Source organism: Spirosoma pollinicola (genome assembly GCF_002831565.1).
GTDB classification, from domain to species: Bacteria; Bacteroidota; Bacteroidia; order Cytophagales; family Spirosomataceae; genus Spirosoma; species Spirosoma pollinicola.
Genome location: NZ_CP025096.1, coordinates 1768840 through 1785052 on the forward strand (window position 1 = coordinate 1768840; position 16213 = coordinate 1785052).

At 47.7% G+C, this 16213-nt stretch carries 14 protein-coding genes; 13 read left to right on the forward strand and 1 reads right to left on the reverse strand.

Annotated features, from left to right (window positions below):
* Nucleotides 1-90 precede the first annotated feature (90 nt).
* Nucleotides 91-2280, forward strand: coding sequence for a glutamine synthetase III family protein (locus CWM47_RS07545; RefSeq protein ID WP_100987407.1), 2190 nt, complete (start codon nucleotides 91-93; stop codon nucleotides 2278-2280).
* A gap of 67 nt (nucleotides 2281-2347) precedes the next feature.
* Nucleotides 2348-3538 carry a M28 family metallopeptidase gene (locus CWM47_RS07550; RefSeq protein WP_100987408.1) on the forward strand — a complete coding sequence of 397 codons (1191 nt, stop codon included), beginning with the start codon at nucleotides 2348-2350 and terminating at the stop codon, nucleotides 3536-3538.
* A 1-nt stretch (nucleotide 3539) separates the two neighbouring features.
* Here the strand turns inward: CWM47_RS07550 and CWM47_RS07555 are convergent, their stop codons facing one another.
* The gene (locus tag CWM47_RS07555) at nucleotides 3540-4433 is read right to left on the reverse strand and encodes a hypothetical protein (protein ID WP_100987409.1); all 894 of its coding nucleotides are present in this window, start codon (nucleotides 4431-4433) and stop codon (nucleotides 3540-3542) included.
* Between the two features lie 273 nt (nucleotides 4434-4706).
* On the opposite strand from CWM47_RS07555, the gene CWM47_RS07560 reads away from it, so the two are divergent.
* From CWM47_RS07560 to CWM47_RS07610, 11 genes are all read left to right on the forward strand, one after another.
* Nucleotides 4707-5270: a hypothetical protein gene (locus CWM47_RS07560; RefSeq protein WP_100987410.1), complete on the forward strand. Its 564-nt coding sequence runs from the start codon at nucleotides 4707-4709 to the stop codon at nucleotides 5268-5270.
* Between the two features lie 92 nt (nucleotides 5271-5362).
* Complete coding sequence (locus CWM47_RS07565; protein WP_100987411.1) at nucleotides 5363-5836, forward strand: pyrophosphohydrolase domain-containing protein; 474 nt, start codon at nucleotides 5363-5365, stop codon at nucleotides 5834-5836.
* A gap of 65 nt (nucleotides 5837-5901) precedes the next feature.
* Nucleotides 5902-7149 carry a peptidase T gene (gene pepT, locus CWM47_RS07570; protein ID WP_100987412.1) on the forward strand — a complete coding sequence of 416 codons (1248 nt, stop codon included), beginning with the start codon at nucleotides 5902-5904 and terminating at the stop codon, nucleotides 7147-7149.
* Nucleotides 7150-7312: 163 nt separating this feature from the next.
* Nucleotides 7313-8281, forward strand: coding sequence for an MBL fold metallo-hydrolase (locus CWM47_RS07575; protein WP_100987413.1), 969 nt, complete (start codon nucleotides 7313-7315; stop codon nucleotides 8279-8281).
* Between the two features lie 134 nt (nucleotides 8282-8415).
* Complete coding sequence (locus CWM47_RS07580) at nucleotides 8416-9054, forward strand: ribonuclease H1 domain-containing protein (RefSeq protein WP_100993776.1); 639 nt, start codon at nucleotides 8416-8418, stop codon at nucleotides 9052-9054.
* Between the two features lie 93 nt (nucleotides 9055-9147).
* A complete protein-coding gene (locus CWM47_RS07585; RefSeq protein WP_100987414.1) occupies nucleotides 9148-9903 on the forward strand; it encodes a tRNA1(Val) (adenine(37)-N6)-methyltransferase in 756 nt (251 codons plus the stop codon).
* An 81-nt stretch (nucleotides 9904-9984) separates the two neighbouring features.
* Nucleotides 9985-10980, forward strand: coding sequence for a glycosyltransferase family 2 protein (locus tag CWM47_RS07590; RefSeq protein ID WP_100987415.1), 996 nt, complete (start codon nucleotides 9985-9987; stop codon nucleotides 10978-10980).
* A gap of 53 nt (nucleotides 10981-11033) precedes the next feature.
* Entirely contained in the window at nucleotides 11034-11636 is a 603-nt protein-coding gene (locus CWM47_RS07595) for an inorganic pyrophosphatase (protein WP_100987416.1), read from the forward strand.
* A 119-nt stretch (nucleotides 11637-11755) separates the two neighbouring features.
* Nucleotides 11756-13528, forward strand: a complete 1773-nt coding sequence (sppA, locus tag CWM47_RS07600; protein WP_100987417.1) for a signal peptide peptidase SppA — start codon at nucleotides 11756-11758, stop codon at nucleotides 13526-13528.
* An 87-nt stretch (nucleotides 13529-13615) separates the two neighbouring features.
* Nucleotides 13616-14824, forward strand: a complete 1209-nt coding sequence (locus CWM47_RS07605) for a helix-turn-helix transcriptional regulator (RefSeq protein ID WP_100987418.1) — start codon at nucleotides 13616-13618, stop codon at nucleotides 14822-14824.
* A gap of 110 nt (nucleotides 14825-14934) precedes the next feature.
* Nucleotides 14935-16125 carry an acyltransferase family protein gene (locus tag CWM47_RS07610; protein WP_100987419.1) on the forward strand — a complete coding sequence of 397 codons (1191 nt, stop codon included), beginning with the start codon at nucleotides 14935-14937 and terminating at the stop codon, nucleotides 16123-16125.
* The last annotated feature ends 88 nt before the right edge of the window (nucleotides 16126-16213 follow it).

The following is a 16213-nucleotide window of genomic DNA, read 5'->3' on the forward strand; positions in this document are numbered from 1 at the left end:
TTGGGCTTTTTTAGTTTCCCCGTTGTAATCCGTGAAGAAGGCGTGTATGTTTGGCTAAATATTTGGACCTAAACACTCAAAGCCTAATCGATGTCAAATTTTCGATTCAAAGCCCTTGAAATTGCCCAAAGTCGCCATGCGATGCAGGTGACTGCACCCACCGAGCGGGTTGGTGATTTTTTTGGAAGCTATACGTTTAATAATGAAGTGATGCGGGCCTTGCTCTCGCCCGAAGCGTACCTGAAAGTAACCGAGGCAATCAGTACCAATGGCCAAATTGACCGCACCATTGCCGACGAAGTAGCAGGGGCCATGAAGTCGTGGGCCACCTCAAAAGGGGCTACCCACTACACACACTGGTTTCAGCCACTAACGGGAGAAACTGCCGAGAAACATGACGCTTTTTTCGACATAACGCTCGATGGAAAAGCCGTTGAGAAATTCAAGGGAAGTGCCCTGGTGCAACAGGAACCCGATGCGTCGTCGTTTCCAAACGGTGGCCTTCGTAACACCTTCGAAGCGCGGGGGTACACCGGCTGGGACCCGTCGTCGCCCGCGTTCTTGATGGACAACGGGGCAGGGGGGAAAACCCTCTGTATTCCGTCGGTCTTTATCTCGTACACAGGCGAAGCTCTGGACTATAAAACACCCCTGCTGAAAGCCCTGAATGCCCTCGATAAAGCGGCAACGGCCGTTTGTCAGTACTTCGACCGGAACATTACGAAAGTGACGCCAACGCTCGGTCCCGAGCAGGAGTATTTTGTGGTTGATCGGGCGCTGTTCTATGCCCGCCCTGATCTGGTGCTGGCAGGCCGGACGGTTTTTGGGCATTCACCCGCCAGAGGGCAACAATTGGAAGACCATTATTTTGGCTCCATTCCGCCCCGCGTCAATGCCTTTATGGTCGATTTTGAATTCGAGTCCATGAAACTTGGTATGCCCGTTCGGACGCGCCATAACGAAGTAGCACCGGGGCAGTTTGAAGTGGCACCAACGTTTGAAGAAGTCAATCTGGCCGTAGACCATAACGCTCTGCTGATGGATTTGATGGAAAAGATTTCGGAGAAACACAACCTGAAAGTGCTTTTTCATGAAAAACCATTCGCTGGAGTCAATGGTAGCGGGAAGCATAATAACTGGTCGATGGGGACCAATACAGGGGTGAACTTGCTTGCTCCGAGCACTAAGCCGAAAGAGAGTTTACGGTTTTTGACCTTCCTGGTCAATGTCATCAAAGCGGTTCATGACAACGCCGATCTATTGCGGGCCAGTATTGCCTCGGCAGGTAATGAACATCGTCTTGGGGCCAATGAAGCCCCGCCGGCTATCGTGTCTATATTTTTGGGTGAGTCCCTCACACAGGCGTTAAATGACCTGGAGGTCAAGTCGGAAGTGACCGTCAATAAGGGCGATAACGTATATTATAAACTTGGTTTGAATCGGATTCCAAGCCTGATGCGCGACAACACCGACCGCAACCGAACATCGCCTTTTGCCTTTACGGGCAACAAATTCGAGTTTCGGGCGGTGGGCAGTGCAGCGAACTCCGCTTCGACGATGACTGTGCTGAATGCGATCGTAGCCGACCAACTGAATAAGTTTAAAATGGATCTCGATGCGCGTCTGGCGAAAGGCGAAAAGAAAGAACTGGCAATTGTCGATATTCTGAAAGAATATTACACCAACACGAAGCGAATTCTGTTTGAAGGCAATGGGTATTCTGACGAATGGGTTGAAGAGGCTGACCGCCGGGGACTGTCGAACATCAAATCATCGCCCGAAGCGCTGGGTATTTTTGTAAAGCCGGAATCGCTGGCGTTGTTTGAGCGGACAGGCGTTATGAATCATGCCGAAGTAGAATCCCGCTATGAGATTGAGCTGGAGAAATACATTAAGAATGTACAGATCGAGTCGCGCGTGATGGGCGATCTGGCTATGAACCACATCGTATCGACGGCTCTAAAATACCAGAACAAACTGGCCGAAACAGCCCGGAATTTAGTCGAATTAGGTATGAATGCCGAAGCTGAGCCAATAAAGGCTATTCTGCGCGAAATTTCGACCCGCGTTATCGCTATTAAAAGGAATGTAGAGTCGATGGTTGAAGCGCGCAAAAAAGCCAACAACGTAATTGACACCAGCGATCGTGCGAAACTCTATTCGACTGAGGTAAAAGATCATTTTGATATTATCCGCTACGAGGTGGATAAACTTGAAGAAGTCGTTGACGATGAAGACTGGCCATTGGTGAAGTACCGCGAATTGCTGTTTATTAAATAGGTAGTACGAATTCGGAGGGGTAATACCCTTCTGAATTCGTACTATTCACGTTAAATCAAGTTTGAGAATGAACATCCCGCAGGGCCGTCTGACGGTTCAGAAAATTCTCCGCGAACTCTCTTCGTTGCCTCATCGTGGAGCGGCTACCGCCAACGAAACCAAAGCGGGCGATCTGCTGCAGGGTTACCTTGCCGGTATGGGGGCAACGGTAAAAAAGGAGCCTTTTCAAACGCCCAAAACCTATGCAACAATTGTTTACTGGCTCATGGGCGGGCTGTTGACAGGATTGGCCCTGATTCCGGTTACTGGAGTTGCCGTTGGACTGGTTTGGTATTTCGTATGGCTGGCCTGGCTGTACTTCAACTGGCGATATTCGTTCATCACTAAGTTTCCTGTTCAGCATACAGCCCACAACGTAGTTGGCAGATGGGCATCCCGAACCAGGGAAGGGGAGGTTCGTAAAAAAGTTATCCTGATAGCGCATTATGATACGGCCCCGGTATCATTGCTTTACAGCCCCAAACGACAGGCTTACTTCCGATTATCCCTCATTAGTTCGTTGTGGCTCATGCTGTTGGCGGGTGCGCTGGCTACGCTCGAAGCCTTCCGAATTGCCTCGCCCTATCTTACCTATGTCCGGTATGGATTGATGGTCTACTTTGTTGTTCAGGCCGTTTTGGGCACTCTGGGGTATTGGCTTAAAGGGTATGCTAATGGAGCTAATGACAATGCCACTGGCGTAGCGGCAGCCCTCGCCACTGCCAACAAGCTACGACAGGCTAATCTGCTCAATGTGGATATTGAGGTCGTATTGACAAGTGCGGAGGAGGTGGGTATGATAGGCGCATATCACTATGTGGAAGCGCACCGAAAAGAGTGGAAGCGGGGCCAGACACTGGCCATAAACTTCGATTCGCTGGGGGCTGGGAAGCTGACTGTTGTTGAACAAACCGGCACTGCAGAAGTGATCCGGTATGATAATGAACCCACCCGGCTGGCGCGTCAATTAGTCAATACCGATGCGTTTCGAGATCGTGCCCAGATGCGAAACTGGCACACCGCTGATTTTGATAGTGTTTGGTTTGTGCGTAAAAAAATACCTGTTCTGGCCCTTTGCGCGGTAGATGCCGACGGGCGAATGCCACGCATTCATCAATTGGACGATACCCTCGACAATGTAGACGAATCCCCCATTTACACCGCCATCGACATGGCCACCGCCGTTGTGATCGCTTGGTTAACAAGCGATAAGGCTTAATTTATAAGGTCTTTACTTCATATTGTCGCCCGTAAATATAGCGTAGAGCAACCCCAATTCCCCAGCCCGTTCCATTGGCCGTGATGGTGGCCTGTTGCATTGCGCTATTATTGATTGTATAGACTAAATCTGCTTTGAGCGCATTGCCAAGACCCCAGTATTTACGAGCATAAAAACCCAGTTCAAGATGGGGCGATAAACGGGTTGTATAATCTAATCCGAGTTCAGCAACGCCCGTAACCCGTTTGAAAACTATAGTTGAATTTGTCAGCCTGAGTGTGTCGACACGGTTTCTGCCAAGGTGACTATAACCAATCAGTTTGAAATCGCCCGTTTGTCCAGCACCATTTGGTGTTAGCCAGGCACCGCCCGTTATCCAGAAACCTGTACCATTTGCAGCCTGCTTTCCCGAGCCAATTCGCCGTTTTATTCGAAGTGGAATGCCATAGCCACTATTCAGGTAATTGAACGCAAGTGGGCTCGCATTGTTGGCGATGCTGATGTCCAGGTGAATAGGGGCACGCGTGTAGCCAGTCTCAATAGACCATGCATTACGAAAATTATACCCAACCAAGGCGCTCCACGAAGTTTTTGTAGGAGTTGGATTACTCACCAACCTGTCAAACGAGTTGCTGAGAATGCTGGCATCGCTGCGAAAACCGCTTTCGGCACCTATATACCAGGTCTGCACTTCATTGAGTTGGTCGATCAACTCGCTCCGTCGCCGACTGGCTCTCGATTGGCGTGGTTCTAAATTATTGTCAGGGTCTTCTGTTAGCACCCGTTTCCGAACGACCGGTGGCGGTGCATAATAATTTGTATCAATAACGACCTCCTGTGCCAACGCAGATATAGATAAGCTGACTAAAGAATAAAGAAGGAAGATGTGTTTCATTGATAAGCAAAAATAGAGTTGCGAGTTGCAATATGGAGTTTACATCAGATTACGCATGTCAGGTAAATTCTGTTGCGACTTACTGAAAATTCAAGTGTGAGAAAGAATTTGTAAAGATTATGTTTCTGAGCATATTAACCGATGGTATCAGGGCGAAGGGTACTGCATTTCTGGACCCCCTCAATTGTAAGCGCTTACATAAGTAGGATAGGAATACGTTTGTCAAAAGGGCTCCGGGTATGGTTTCTGATTAAGAAATAGTAGCTTTGCCTCATGGCAAATTACAAGAATGACGGGTTCGACCCTGAAGAAATCAGCGCACTCAAGGATGAGTGTAAGCAGGAAGGCAAATCGTTTATTTATGTAGAAGATGACGACCTGGACGTGCTCGAAGAAGGCGAATGCAGGCACATTCAGTTTCCGGGACAGTATCAGGGACAAGAGGTTATTTTCGATACACTGGTGTATACACTCCGGTTGCACCACAGCAGTTTAGTGTATGAAATGGCAGTTGAAGAGGTTCAAAAAACCTTTCCAACCTACGTTCCCCCCGAAGAACGCAAACCCAATTATAAAATCACGCCTGAGCTGGAAGAGGAAGCCGAAACGGCCCTGACAGAAATTATCGAGGAAATCGAAGAAACCGAAACGGTTAAGGTTCAAGAGCATGTAGAGGTCGATATGGAGTCCGATTATGGAATTGCTCTCGATGTTTGCCTTAATGTTGAAGAGATAACCGATGAGGTGATCGAAGACTTCATTACGCATTTCAAAGCAAACACCTTATCCCTGGATACGACACTCTATTCCTTCACCAGCGAAGAGGACGAAGATTAATTTTTTAATTTAGAATGAAGAATGAATAGTGAAGAATAGTTCGGTATACCCGTATTCTTCACTATTCATTCTTCATTTTCATTCTACACAAAATGCAGCAACCAGACTCGCTTAACCAGGTGGCGGAATTTCACCGCACCTTTCATGCTCCTGTTTTAGAAACGCCCCAGATTCCGTCGGAGGCACGTAGCCAACTCCGGGTTTCGCTTCTGGCCGAAGAATTGGACGAACTGCGCGAGGCAATTGCCGAAGGCGATATTGTGGCCGTGGCCGATGCACTTTGCGACTTGCAGTATGTGTTGTCGGGAGCGGTGCTTGAGTTTGGGCTGGGCGATAAATTCAAAGAATTGTTCGATGAGGTACAACGGTCAAACATGAGTAAGGCTTGCCTGACGGTTGCCGAAGCCGAAGCCACCGTGGCACAATATCAGGCAAAAGGTGTTCCCTGCCATTTTATCGAGTCGGATGGCAAGTTCCTCGTTTATCGCGATGCCGACCATAAAACACTCAAAAGCGTAAACTACTCTCCCGCCGATTTAGACGGGATTTTGGTTCCAACTGTGTAAGGTTGGGTCATTCAACCACGAAATACCGCTCCAGTAAACCACGGGGAGATTTACAGAAAAACTTGATGGATAACTACCAATATACGGCCGTTGATCGTTTTCTGCGGTACGTGCAGATTGACACCCAGTCGGACCCGCAATCGACGACCAATCCGAGTACCGGGAAACAAAAAAATCTCAGCCGGGTGCTGGTTCAGGAATTGCTCGATATGGGCGTTGCCGATGCCGAAATGGATGAGTGGGGCTATGTGTATGCAACGATTCCGGCTAATACCGATAAGCCGAACGTGCCAACCATTTGTTTTTGCTCGCACGTTGATACATCACCCGATGTAACAGGCGAAGGAGTGAAGCCACTAATTCACCAACAGTGGCAGGGCGAGGACATTGTTTTGCCGGATGATACTACTCAGATCATTCGCGTAGCCGATCACCCCGATCTAACGCATCAGGTTGGTAACGACATTATTACGGCCAGCGGCACAACCTTGCTGGGGGCCGATAATAAAGCGGGCCTGGCCGAAATTATGGATGCAGCCCATTATATACTGACGCATCCCGACATCAAACACGGCCGGATTCGGTTGCTCTTTACGCCCGATGAGGAAGTAGGACGCGGAACCGAAAAGGTTGATATTCAGAAACTCGGTGCCGATTTTGGCTATACTATTGATGGAGAAGCACTGGGAACGCTTGAAGATGAAACATTTTCGGCTGATGCCGTAAAAATTACCATTCAGGGCGTTAGCACACACCCCGGCTTTGCAAAGGGCAAACTCGAAAACGCGCTTAAAATAGCCGCTGATCTACTAGCTGCACTGCCTAAAAACGCGCTTTCGCCCGAAACAACTGACGCGAAAGAGGGATTCGTACATCCAACCCGGATGGAAGGCAATCAGGATAAAGCCGTGTTGGAGTTTATCATTCGCGATTTTACCGAAGCGGGTTTACAGGAAAAGGAAACCTATCTGCAAAACCAGTTGACCGACGTATTGACAAATTACCCCGGTTCATCGGCGCAGTTTGTTGTGAAAGAGCAGTACCGCAATATGAAAGATGTGCTGGATCAACATCCGGCGGTTGTGGAAAACGCACTCGAAGCCATTCGGCGAGTAGGGCTGTCGGCGCAACGACGCAGTATTCGGGGCGGTACAGATGGCTCGCGGCTGTCGTTTATGGGGTTGCCTTGTCCGAATATCTTTGCAGGCGAACACGCCTTTCATTCGCGGCAGGAGTGGGTATCGGTGCAGGATATGGAAAAGGCTGTTGCCGTAATCGTACAGGTTGCGCAGGTGTGGGAAGAGCGAAGCTAGGCTTGAAAGTGAATGGATAATGTAGAATGGATAATGGATAATGTAGAATGATTGCTGATCTTCTATTCTTCATTATCCATTATCTATTCCCTTACCCCGTTGGCGCACTTCATTTAACATTCTACTGAACCTATAGGTTGATGTCCTAAACAAACTCAACCCTATGGAAACTCAGTTTGACATTGATTCGCCGACCGATACCGGCACGCAAACCCCCTATGATGTTACCGCCGATGTGGCTGGCATAAAGACCTTATTTGTTAATGTTTTTTTTATTGGTACGCCCGGACCCGGCAATCGCTGGGTGCTTGTCGATACCGGTTTTATGGGGTATGCCGGACAAATAAAAAAACGGGCCGAACAGCTTTTTGGCATTGGTACTCAACCCGACGCTATTGTTCTAACACACGGCCATGCTGACCATACCGGCACGCTGAAAACACTACTGAAAGAGTGGGATGTGCCGGTTTATGCGCACAAGCTCGAGTTGCCTTATTTGCAGGGTAAATCGAGTTATCCGCCACCAGATCCAGCCATTGGCGGGGGAGGAATGTCGTATATGTCGTGGGTATTTCCAATTGGCCCAATGGATTTTGGCGACCATATAAAAGCCATTGCCGACGATGGTAAGATTCCTGAGCTGCCAGACTGGCGGGCCATTCATACACCAGGCCACGCACCGGGGCATATTTCACTTTTCAGGGATAAAGACCGGACGTTGCTGGCGGGCGATGCTTTCGTAACGACAAATCAGAATGCGATTACATCCGTCGCTACACAACGAGAAGAGTTTCATGGCCCCCCTGCCTATTTTACCTGCGATTGGGATGCTGCCAAACGGTCGGTTTTGGCATTGAATAACCTCAACCCCAGGGCAGTAGGAACGGGACACGGTGTATCAGTGCGTGGGCTTGATCTGGAATTAGGATTGAATAAACTGGCACACGATTTTGAGTCAAGATCCATCCCGTCAGAAGGGCGATATGTAAAACAACCCGCCGTTACAGATGAAAACGGTATCGTTGACATGCCAACACCAACGTCTTTTCACGTTGCCCGTGGCATCGGGTTAGGCATACTTGGCGGTATTTTGCTTTACGCAATTTGGGCAGGTGTTCGGGACGATGAGTAAGCACGAATAAAGAAATACAGTCAACCTAAAAAGCCCTGCCGATGCGGGGCTTTTTAGGTTGACTGTATAATTCAGGGCATTTGAGTTTTACAAACGTAGTTGTCTCTGTACTTTTGCAGAAAGACGACGGCAACATGGCTGAGAAAAAGCCCAAATTTTATGTAGTCTGGCACGGCAGAAAACCCGGTGTTTATGATAGTTGGGATGAAGCCAAAGCGCAGACGGATGGCTTTCCAAAACCATTATTTAAGTCCTTCGACAGTAAACCGGCCGCGTTGAAAGCGTTTAAAGATAAACCTCACGCGCACATCGGTCAGGGGCCTAAGCCAACAGCAAAGCAGGGGAAATTAGATGGTTTGGTCGGACTGCCTATTCAGGATAGTCTGGTTGTCGATGCCGCTTGGAATACCGCTTCGGGCGATATGGAGTATCAGGGAATTTATTTGGCCACGAAGCAAAAACTGTTTTTAAAAGGGCCTTACTGCGACGGAACCAACAATATTGGCGAGTTTCTGGCCATTGTTCATGCCCTGGCACTGCTTCACCAAAAGAATAGTAACATCCCAGTTTATTCAGATTCTCGTACCGCAATCGGCTGGGTGAAGAAGAAGAAAGCCAATACCAAACTCGAAGAAACCGCTCGCAATGCCGAACTGTTCGAACTTCTCGACCGAGCCGAAAGCTGGCTTCAGACGCACCGTTTCGCGAATCCGGTCTTGAAATGGGAAACAACGGTTTGGGGAGAAAATCCGGCAGATTTTGGTAGGAAATAGGTAGTCGAGCAAAAACCTACAAGCCGGGCCGCCGAAGCGGTCTTCGAGACCTTATAGGCTTATGATCATGAGTACGAATTTGTTAAAACCCTGATGTTCCGTTTCAAGCAATTCACCATTCAGCAGGATCGTACCGCCATGAAAGTGTGTACGGATGCCTGTGTGCTTGGAGCGTATGCGGAGGTGATGGGCGCTGAATCAACGGCCTTATTACCTACTGTGGAGCGGATACTCGACATTGGCACTGGCACTGGTTTACTGGCGCTTATGGTTGCCCAACGCAATCCGACAGCGCTTGTTGACGCTGTTGAGGTAGATGAATCGGCTTTTGGACAAGCTATTGACAACGTAGCCGCCAGCCCATTTTCTGAGCGAATACGGGTCGTACAGAGCCGCATTCAGGATTTTGTGCCTGGTATTCGCTACGACCGGGTTTTAACGAATCCTCCTTTTTATACAAACCATCTTCGCTCGCCAGACGTGGGCGTGAATCGCGCACTGCATACCGACGAACTCCCGTTTTCGGAGTTGATTGAAGCTGTTGTGCGTTTGATGAAACCGAATGGACAATGGTGGGTGTTGTTGCCGCCTTATGAAGCAGAAATGCTGGCTGCTCAGGCGAAACAAGCCGGGCTATTTGCCTTTAAGCGGTTGTCGGTACGGCACAATGCAAAAAAGCCCATCTTTCGGGTAATTACCGGATTTGCATTTGGAGAAAATAGCCTACTGGATGAAACCCTGACTATTTTCGAACCCCGAGAACCCGTTAATCCCGGCGAAAAACCGTCTGGAGAGACCTATACGTCAGAATTTCGGACATTACTCCACGATTATTACTTAATATTCTGATTCTCTTACGACCTTTAGGGCGGAGAATTGTTGATGCGCAAAATTCGTTAGTGGCTTATAGCGCACATCGTCCAAAAATAAATGACAGAATTGCTTCAGTTAACCATTTTAATTCCACTGTACAACGAAGAAGAGTCGCTGCCCGAACTGCACGACTGGATCGTGCGGGTTGTGACTGAACATCAGTTTACGTATGAAATTCTGTTTGTCGACGACGGCAGCACCGATGATTCCTGGGCTGTTGTAGAGCAATTGGCAAACCGTAACCCCCATGTTCGGGGCGTTCGGTTTAACCGGAATTATGGCAAAACAGCCGCTTTGCAAACGGGTTTTCAGGCTGTTCGGGGGCAGGTTGTCATTACAATGGATGCCGATTTACAGGATAGTCCCGACGAAATTCCGGAACTGTACCGAATGATTACGGCAGAAAAATATGACCTTGTATCGGGTTGGAAGCAGAAGCGATACGATCCAATCACTAAAACACTTCCTACAAAACTGTTTAATTCCGTGTCGCGCTGGATTTCCGGCGTACAACTGCACGATTTTAACTGCGGACTAAAAGCCTATAGACAAAAAGTTGTTAAAACTATTGCGCCTTCGCTGTATGGCGACATGCATCGAAACCTGCCCATTGTCGCTAATTGGGACGGTTTTAGTCGTATTGGCGAGAAAGTTGTACAACACCGCGCTCGTAAGTACGGCACCACCAAGTTTGGTCTGGAGCGTTTTGTGAACGGGTTTCTGGATGTACTCGTTATTGCGTTTGTACACCGGTTCAGCAAGCGGCCAATGCACTTCTTCGGAACCTTTGGAACGCTCTCGTTTTTTGTCGGTTCTGTGCTCGCTATCTGGCTAATCGTTGAGAAACTAATCAACATTGCGCAAGGGGAGAAATTTCGGAACGTGACGGATAATCCCCTGTTTTTCTTTGGCTTAGTCGCCATAATTCTGGGTGTTCAGCTGTTTCTGGCGGGTTTTCTGGGCGAAATGCTCGTTCGACAAACCCTGAACCGCTCGGCTGAACAACTTGTCGCTGAAAAGGTTGGATTTTCAGAACAAAATGTGCCGGTATAGCTGGTTAACAATGTTTACTCATTTTATAAATTTATAAGTAATATATACAACCAATGAAGAGTAATTTTAAAGCTCACCCATGGCACGGCATCCCGATCGGAGAATTAGCCCCTAAACAAGTTACGTGCTTTATCGAGATTGTGCCTACTGATACTGTTAAGTACGAGATTGACAAAGCAACCGGTTACCTCAAAATTGACCGGCCTCAGCAATATTCCAATGTGTTGCCTGCTTTATATGGCTTCATTCCCCAAACCTACTGTGGTGATCAGATTGCTCGTCTGGCGAGTGAAAAATCGGGTAGAATCGTTGAAATGGGCGATGGTGACCCGCTTGATATTTGTGTGCTGACAGAGCGCGAAATTACCCACGGTGACCTGATCTTACAGGCTATTCCTATCGGTGGCTTTCGCCTGATCGACAAAGGAGAGGCTGATGATAAAATCATTGCTGTTCTTAAAGGAGACGCCATGTATGGGCAATATACCGAACTGGGTCAACTACCCGAAGCGGTCGTTAAGCGCCTTCGCCACTACTTCCTGACCTACAAAAATCTTCCTGAAGAACCAGCCGTTATGGAACTGGCGAACATCTACGGGCAAGCTGAAGCCTGGGAAGTTATTCAAACCTCTATCAACGATTATAAGCTGATGTAAGGTTTACGCCTTTCGTCCGTTGTTTTCGTTCACTTAACACTTTTATAGCCCGGAAATTAACTTCCGGGCTATATTTGTATAGGGCCTGTTTAATAAGGTCCGTTTATTCATTCGTATTCATGCGTCAGTTTCTCAAATATGTTCTGGCCACAATCGTTGGCCTGCTGTTGTTTTCATTCGTCGGCTTTCTCCTTCTGGTTGGGGTTGCTGCCGCTTTATCGTCTTCGTCTGATACCAAGACGACAGTAAAAGAAAATACGGTTTTAAAATTAGATTTAGACAAGCCAATCGAAGAGCGGAGTGTTGATAATCCCTTTAAAGGGTTTGGGCCGGTAAGCGGCACAGGCGATGCCATCGGCCTGTTCGAGTTAAAGCGAACGCTCAAAGAAGCCAAGGAGGATAAGAATATCGAAGGTATTTACCTCCAGACCGAAAACCCGATGGCTGGCTGGGCCTCATTGGAAGAAGTTCGTAATGCGTTGATCGACTTCAAGCAGTCGAAGAAATTTGTCTATGCCTACGCTGAGACAATGACCGAAAAAGGCTATTACCTTGCTTCGGTAGCCGATAAAATCTACCTTAATCCGGCTGGCGACCTGGAATGGAACGGTCTCAACGCCGAGTTGTCATTCTTTAAAGGAACGCTTGATAAACTGGGTATTAAACCGGAAATCTTTAAAGTAGGTGATTTTAAAAGTGCCGTTGAGCCGTTCATTCGTGAGAACATGAGCGATCCAAATCGCTTGCAGGTAAACTCGTTTCTGGGGTCTATAAACGACCAGATGCTGGTTCGTGTGGCGCAAAGCCGGGGCCTTCGGGTCGACTCGCTGAAACGCTATGCAGATAACCTGACGATCCAGAAACCCGCCGATGCGCTTCGTACGAAGCTCGTTACAAATCTTGGGTATCAGGACGAACTGGAGACGGTTATCAAGAAACAGTTAGGTGTTGATGAGAAAAAGAAAATCAATTACGTTTCATTGAGTAAATACGAAACGTCTGAGAAAACTGGCGACGATACCGAGGGGAGTTCCAAGAATAGAATTGCGGTCATTATCGCTTCGGGTGATATTCACTCGGGCAAAAGCGGTGAAAACAGCATTGGCTCCGAAACGATTGTTGAAGAACTTCGTAAAGCTCGGTTAGACGATAAAGTAAAAGCGATTGTGTTGCGGGTTAACTCGGGTGGCGGCAGCGCATTAGCGTCGGATGTGATGTACCGCGAGGTTCAACTGGCCCGCAAAGTAAAACCCGTAATCGGGTCAATGTCCGACTACGCTGCTTCGGGCGGTTATTATATGCTGATGGGTTGCGACAAGATCGTTGCACAGCCAAACACCATTACGGGCTCTATCGGGGTATTTGCCCTGCTGTTCAATACTGAAACCTTCTTTAAAGATAAACTCGGTATCACGTACGATCGGGTCAATACCAACACCAATGCTGACTTTCCGACCGGAACGCACGAAATGACTCCGTTCCAAAAGCAAACGATGCAAAAGTCAACCGAGCGGATTTATGCTGAATTTACCAGCAAAGCCGCTGCCGGTCGCAAACTGCCAGTCGACAGTCTGCGGGCTCTTGCCGGTGGACGTGTCTGGACCGGTACGCAGGGCAAAGCCAATGGGCTGGTCGATCAGCTTGGGGGTATCGATGATGCCATTAAACTGGCGGCTCAATCAGCTAAGCTGAAAGAGGGCGATTATCAAATTAAATACCAGCCTCGTAAAAAAGAGTTCTTCGAACAGTTGATGAATTCGTTCAGCGATAGCGAAGAAGCTAAAATTCAGGCGAAACTTGGCGATTTAGCTCCCTACGTAAAGTATATGAATAAGCTTAAACTGATGGAAGGCATGCAAATGAGGATGCCGTTTGAGGTAGAGATTCGGTAAGTTAAGTTGGTTTATAGTATAGAGACCTGCACGTTTTTCCTCACGTGCAGGTCTTTTTTTTACCTTGCGCTACGCAACGTTATTCTGATGCAGACACTCCCCATTAACCTTGACTTGTTTGCCCTCATTATTTTTCTGGGTGTAGCACAAGGTATTTTTCTGGGTATCTTCTTTTTGACCGGTGAGCGCTTAAGACGCGTGGAAAATCGCTGTCTGGGCTTGTTTATGCTGGCTCTATCGGCAGTGAGCGGAGAAATATTTCTCAACTACACAAATTATACGTTTCGGCTTTTATGGACCGTCGACTTTGCAGAATCCATCAATTTTGTGCTGGGTCCGTTATTCTATTTCTTCGTTTTTAGTCGTATTCAACAGCGATTACCTCAGTATTGGGGTTGGCATCTGGTGCCATTCATTATCTGGCTGGCAAACTCAGTCACCTGGCTTTATCAGCCCATAGAAGTCAAATACAATGCCTATGTAAACTCACAGCACCCCGAACTTCCCTTTATCCGTCAATATGCTTATTGGGATGATGACTTCACCGGGCTTCGTGATTTAATTAATGAGATGACATTGCTGAGCTGCCTGGTATATGCTGTGTTATCGCTCATTACGATTCGAAGGGCTACCCGATCTGAAGATCAGATAAACGGACACTATAAACTTGCCTCGCTACGCGTTTTAAGCGTACTGTTTGCGTTGATGCCTTTTCTGATTGTACTTGTTAAGCCTCAGTTCTATCATGATGTTGGCGATTATTTGCTGGCTACCTATGTGGCCGCTACGATTTATACGACCAGCTTTCTGGTGATGCGAGGGTCCGATTTTTTTCGGCTTGAAATGCCGGGTCAGCCAACAGTTACTGAGGCCGAACCGCAACCAACTGAGTTGAAGAAAAAGTACGAAAAATCGGCCTTATCGGAAGAAGTTGAAGATGCTGTTCTCAGCAAACTTAGTCGATTACTTGAAGCCGAAAAGCCTTACCTCAATAGCGACCTGTCGTTACCAAAACTAGCTGCCCGATTAGATACGAGCCCGCATAATTTATCACAATTACTAAATGACCGCCTTGGGCAAACGTTTTTCGACTGGCTTGCATCTTACCGAATTGCCGAAGCGCAACGGCTGCTAAACGAACCAACTACAACTCATCTTAAAATCGACGAAATTGCCGAGCGGGTAGGGTATAATTCAACGTCGGCGTTCCATACGGCTTTCAAACGGCTTACTAACCAGACTCCGGCGCAGTACCGGGCAAAGGATCCTGGGCCGGGAGCCGACAAGTTAAGTTAATGTCTCAGGCGTGTTCGTCCCGGTCGGCACGAACTTCTTACTTATCGGGAAATAGGGATTTTGGCCGTCAGAACGTCAATTTTGGATCGTTAACACAAAACGATCCTTCCATGCAACCGACTGAATTTTCTGCTACTAACAGGGCTGCTTCTGCTGACCTGAGTCTGCGTCGTTATGATCTTGACTGGCTGCGGATCATTGCCATTCTAATCTTGCTCTTCTATCATACCGGCATGATTTACGTATCGTGGGGGTGGCATATCAAAAGTGCCGAACACAGTACAGTCATGGAGCAAGTGATGCGCTGGCTCCACCGCTGGCGTATGCCGCTGTTGTTTTTTATTTCGGGAGCCGGTACATTCTTTGCACTTAAGAAGCGGTCATATGGGACGTATGCCGGTGAACGGGTCCGACGATTATTTGTGCCTCTTGTATTCGGTATGTTCGTGATCGTGCCACCGCAGATATACATCGAGTGGTTATTTAGAGGGCGGTTTAGCGGCAGGTATATCGACTTTTATCCGGAAGTTTTTAAGTTTCAGGCCTACCACGATGGTGGTAAGGGTGGGGCGTTCAGCTGGCATCACCTATGGTTTATCTGCTATTTGTTTTTCTACTCACTCATAAGTATCCCCGTATTCAGGTGGTTGAAAAGCGAGCAGGGACAACGATTTATGGACAAAATAGGTCGATTGATTGCCCGCCCCGGTGGCGTTATGTGGTCAGGCTTTGGCGTTATTTTTATAAGTCAGCTACTACTGAAACCTTATTTCCCGGAAGAGACCCACGCTCTTGTCAATGACTGGGCTTATTTTGTCAAGAATCTGCTGTTATTCTGGTTTGGGTATATACTTATCAGTAGACCTGCTTTCTGGCAAATTTTAAATGATCAACGACGAATACTGCTGGCAGGGACGTTGGTATGTACGGTTTTACTCTACGCCATAGGGTTAGTATATGATACCGAAGGGCCAGATATCCTGGCCTGGGAAATTGCTTACCTAACAAATTCGGATTGCCTGATGTGGTTTTCTGTGCTGGCCACTGTTGCGTATGGACACCGCTATTTGAACGTTAATCGACCCATATTACCAAAGTTGAACGAAGCCGTCTATCCGTTCTATATTCTTCATCAAACAGTTATTATACTAATTGGCTATACTATTTTGACCCGTACCCGGCTGGGTGTTTATGACGGATTTCTGGTTATAAGTCTTTCTTCGCTAGTTGTTTGTGTAGCAATTTATCTTCTTCTGATTCGTCCGTTCAAGCTGACCCGGTTTTTATTTGGCATGAAATGATGTTGGTTTATGGCGTTTGATTTACGATTTTTGATTATTCTTTGCTCTCGAGATAAGCTTTCCACAGCTCCGCATTGATTTCGGAGCT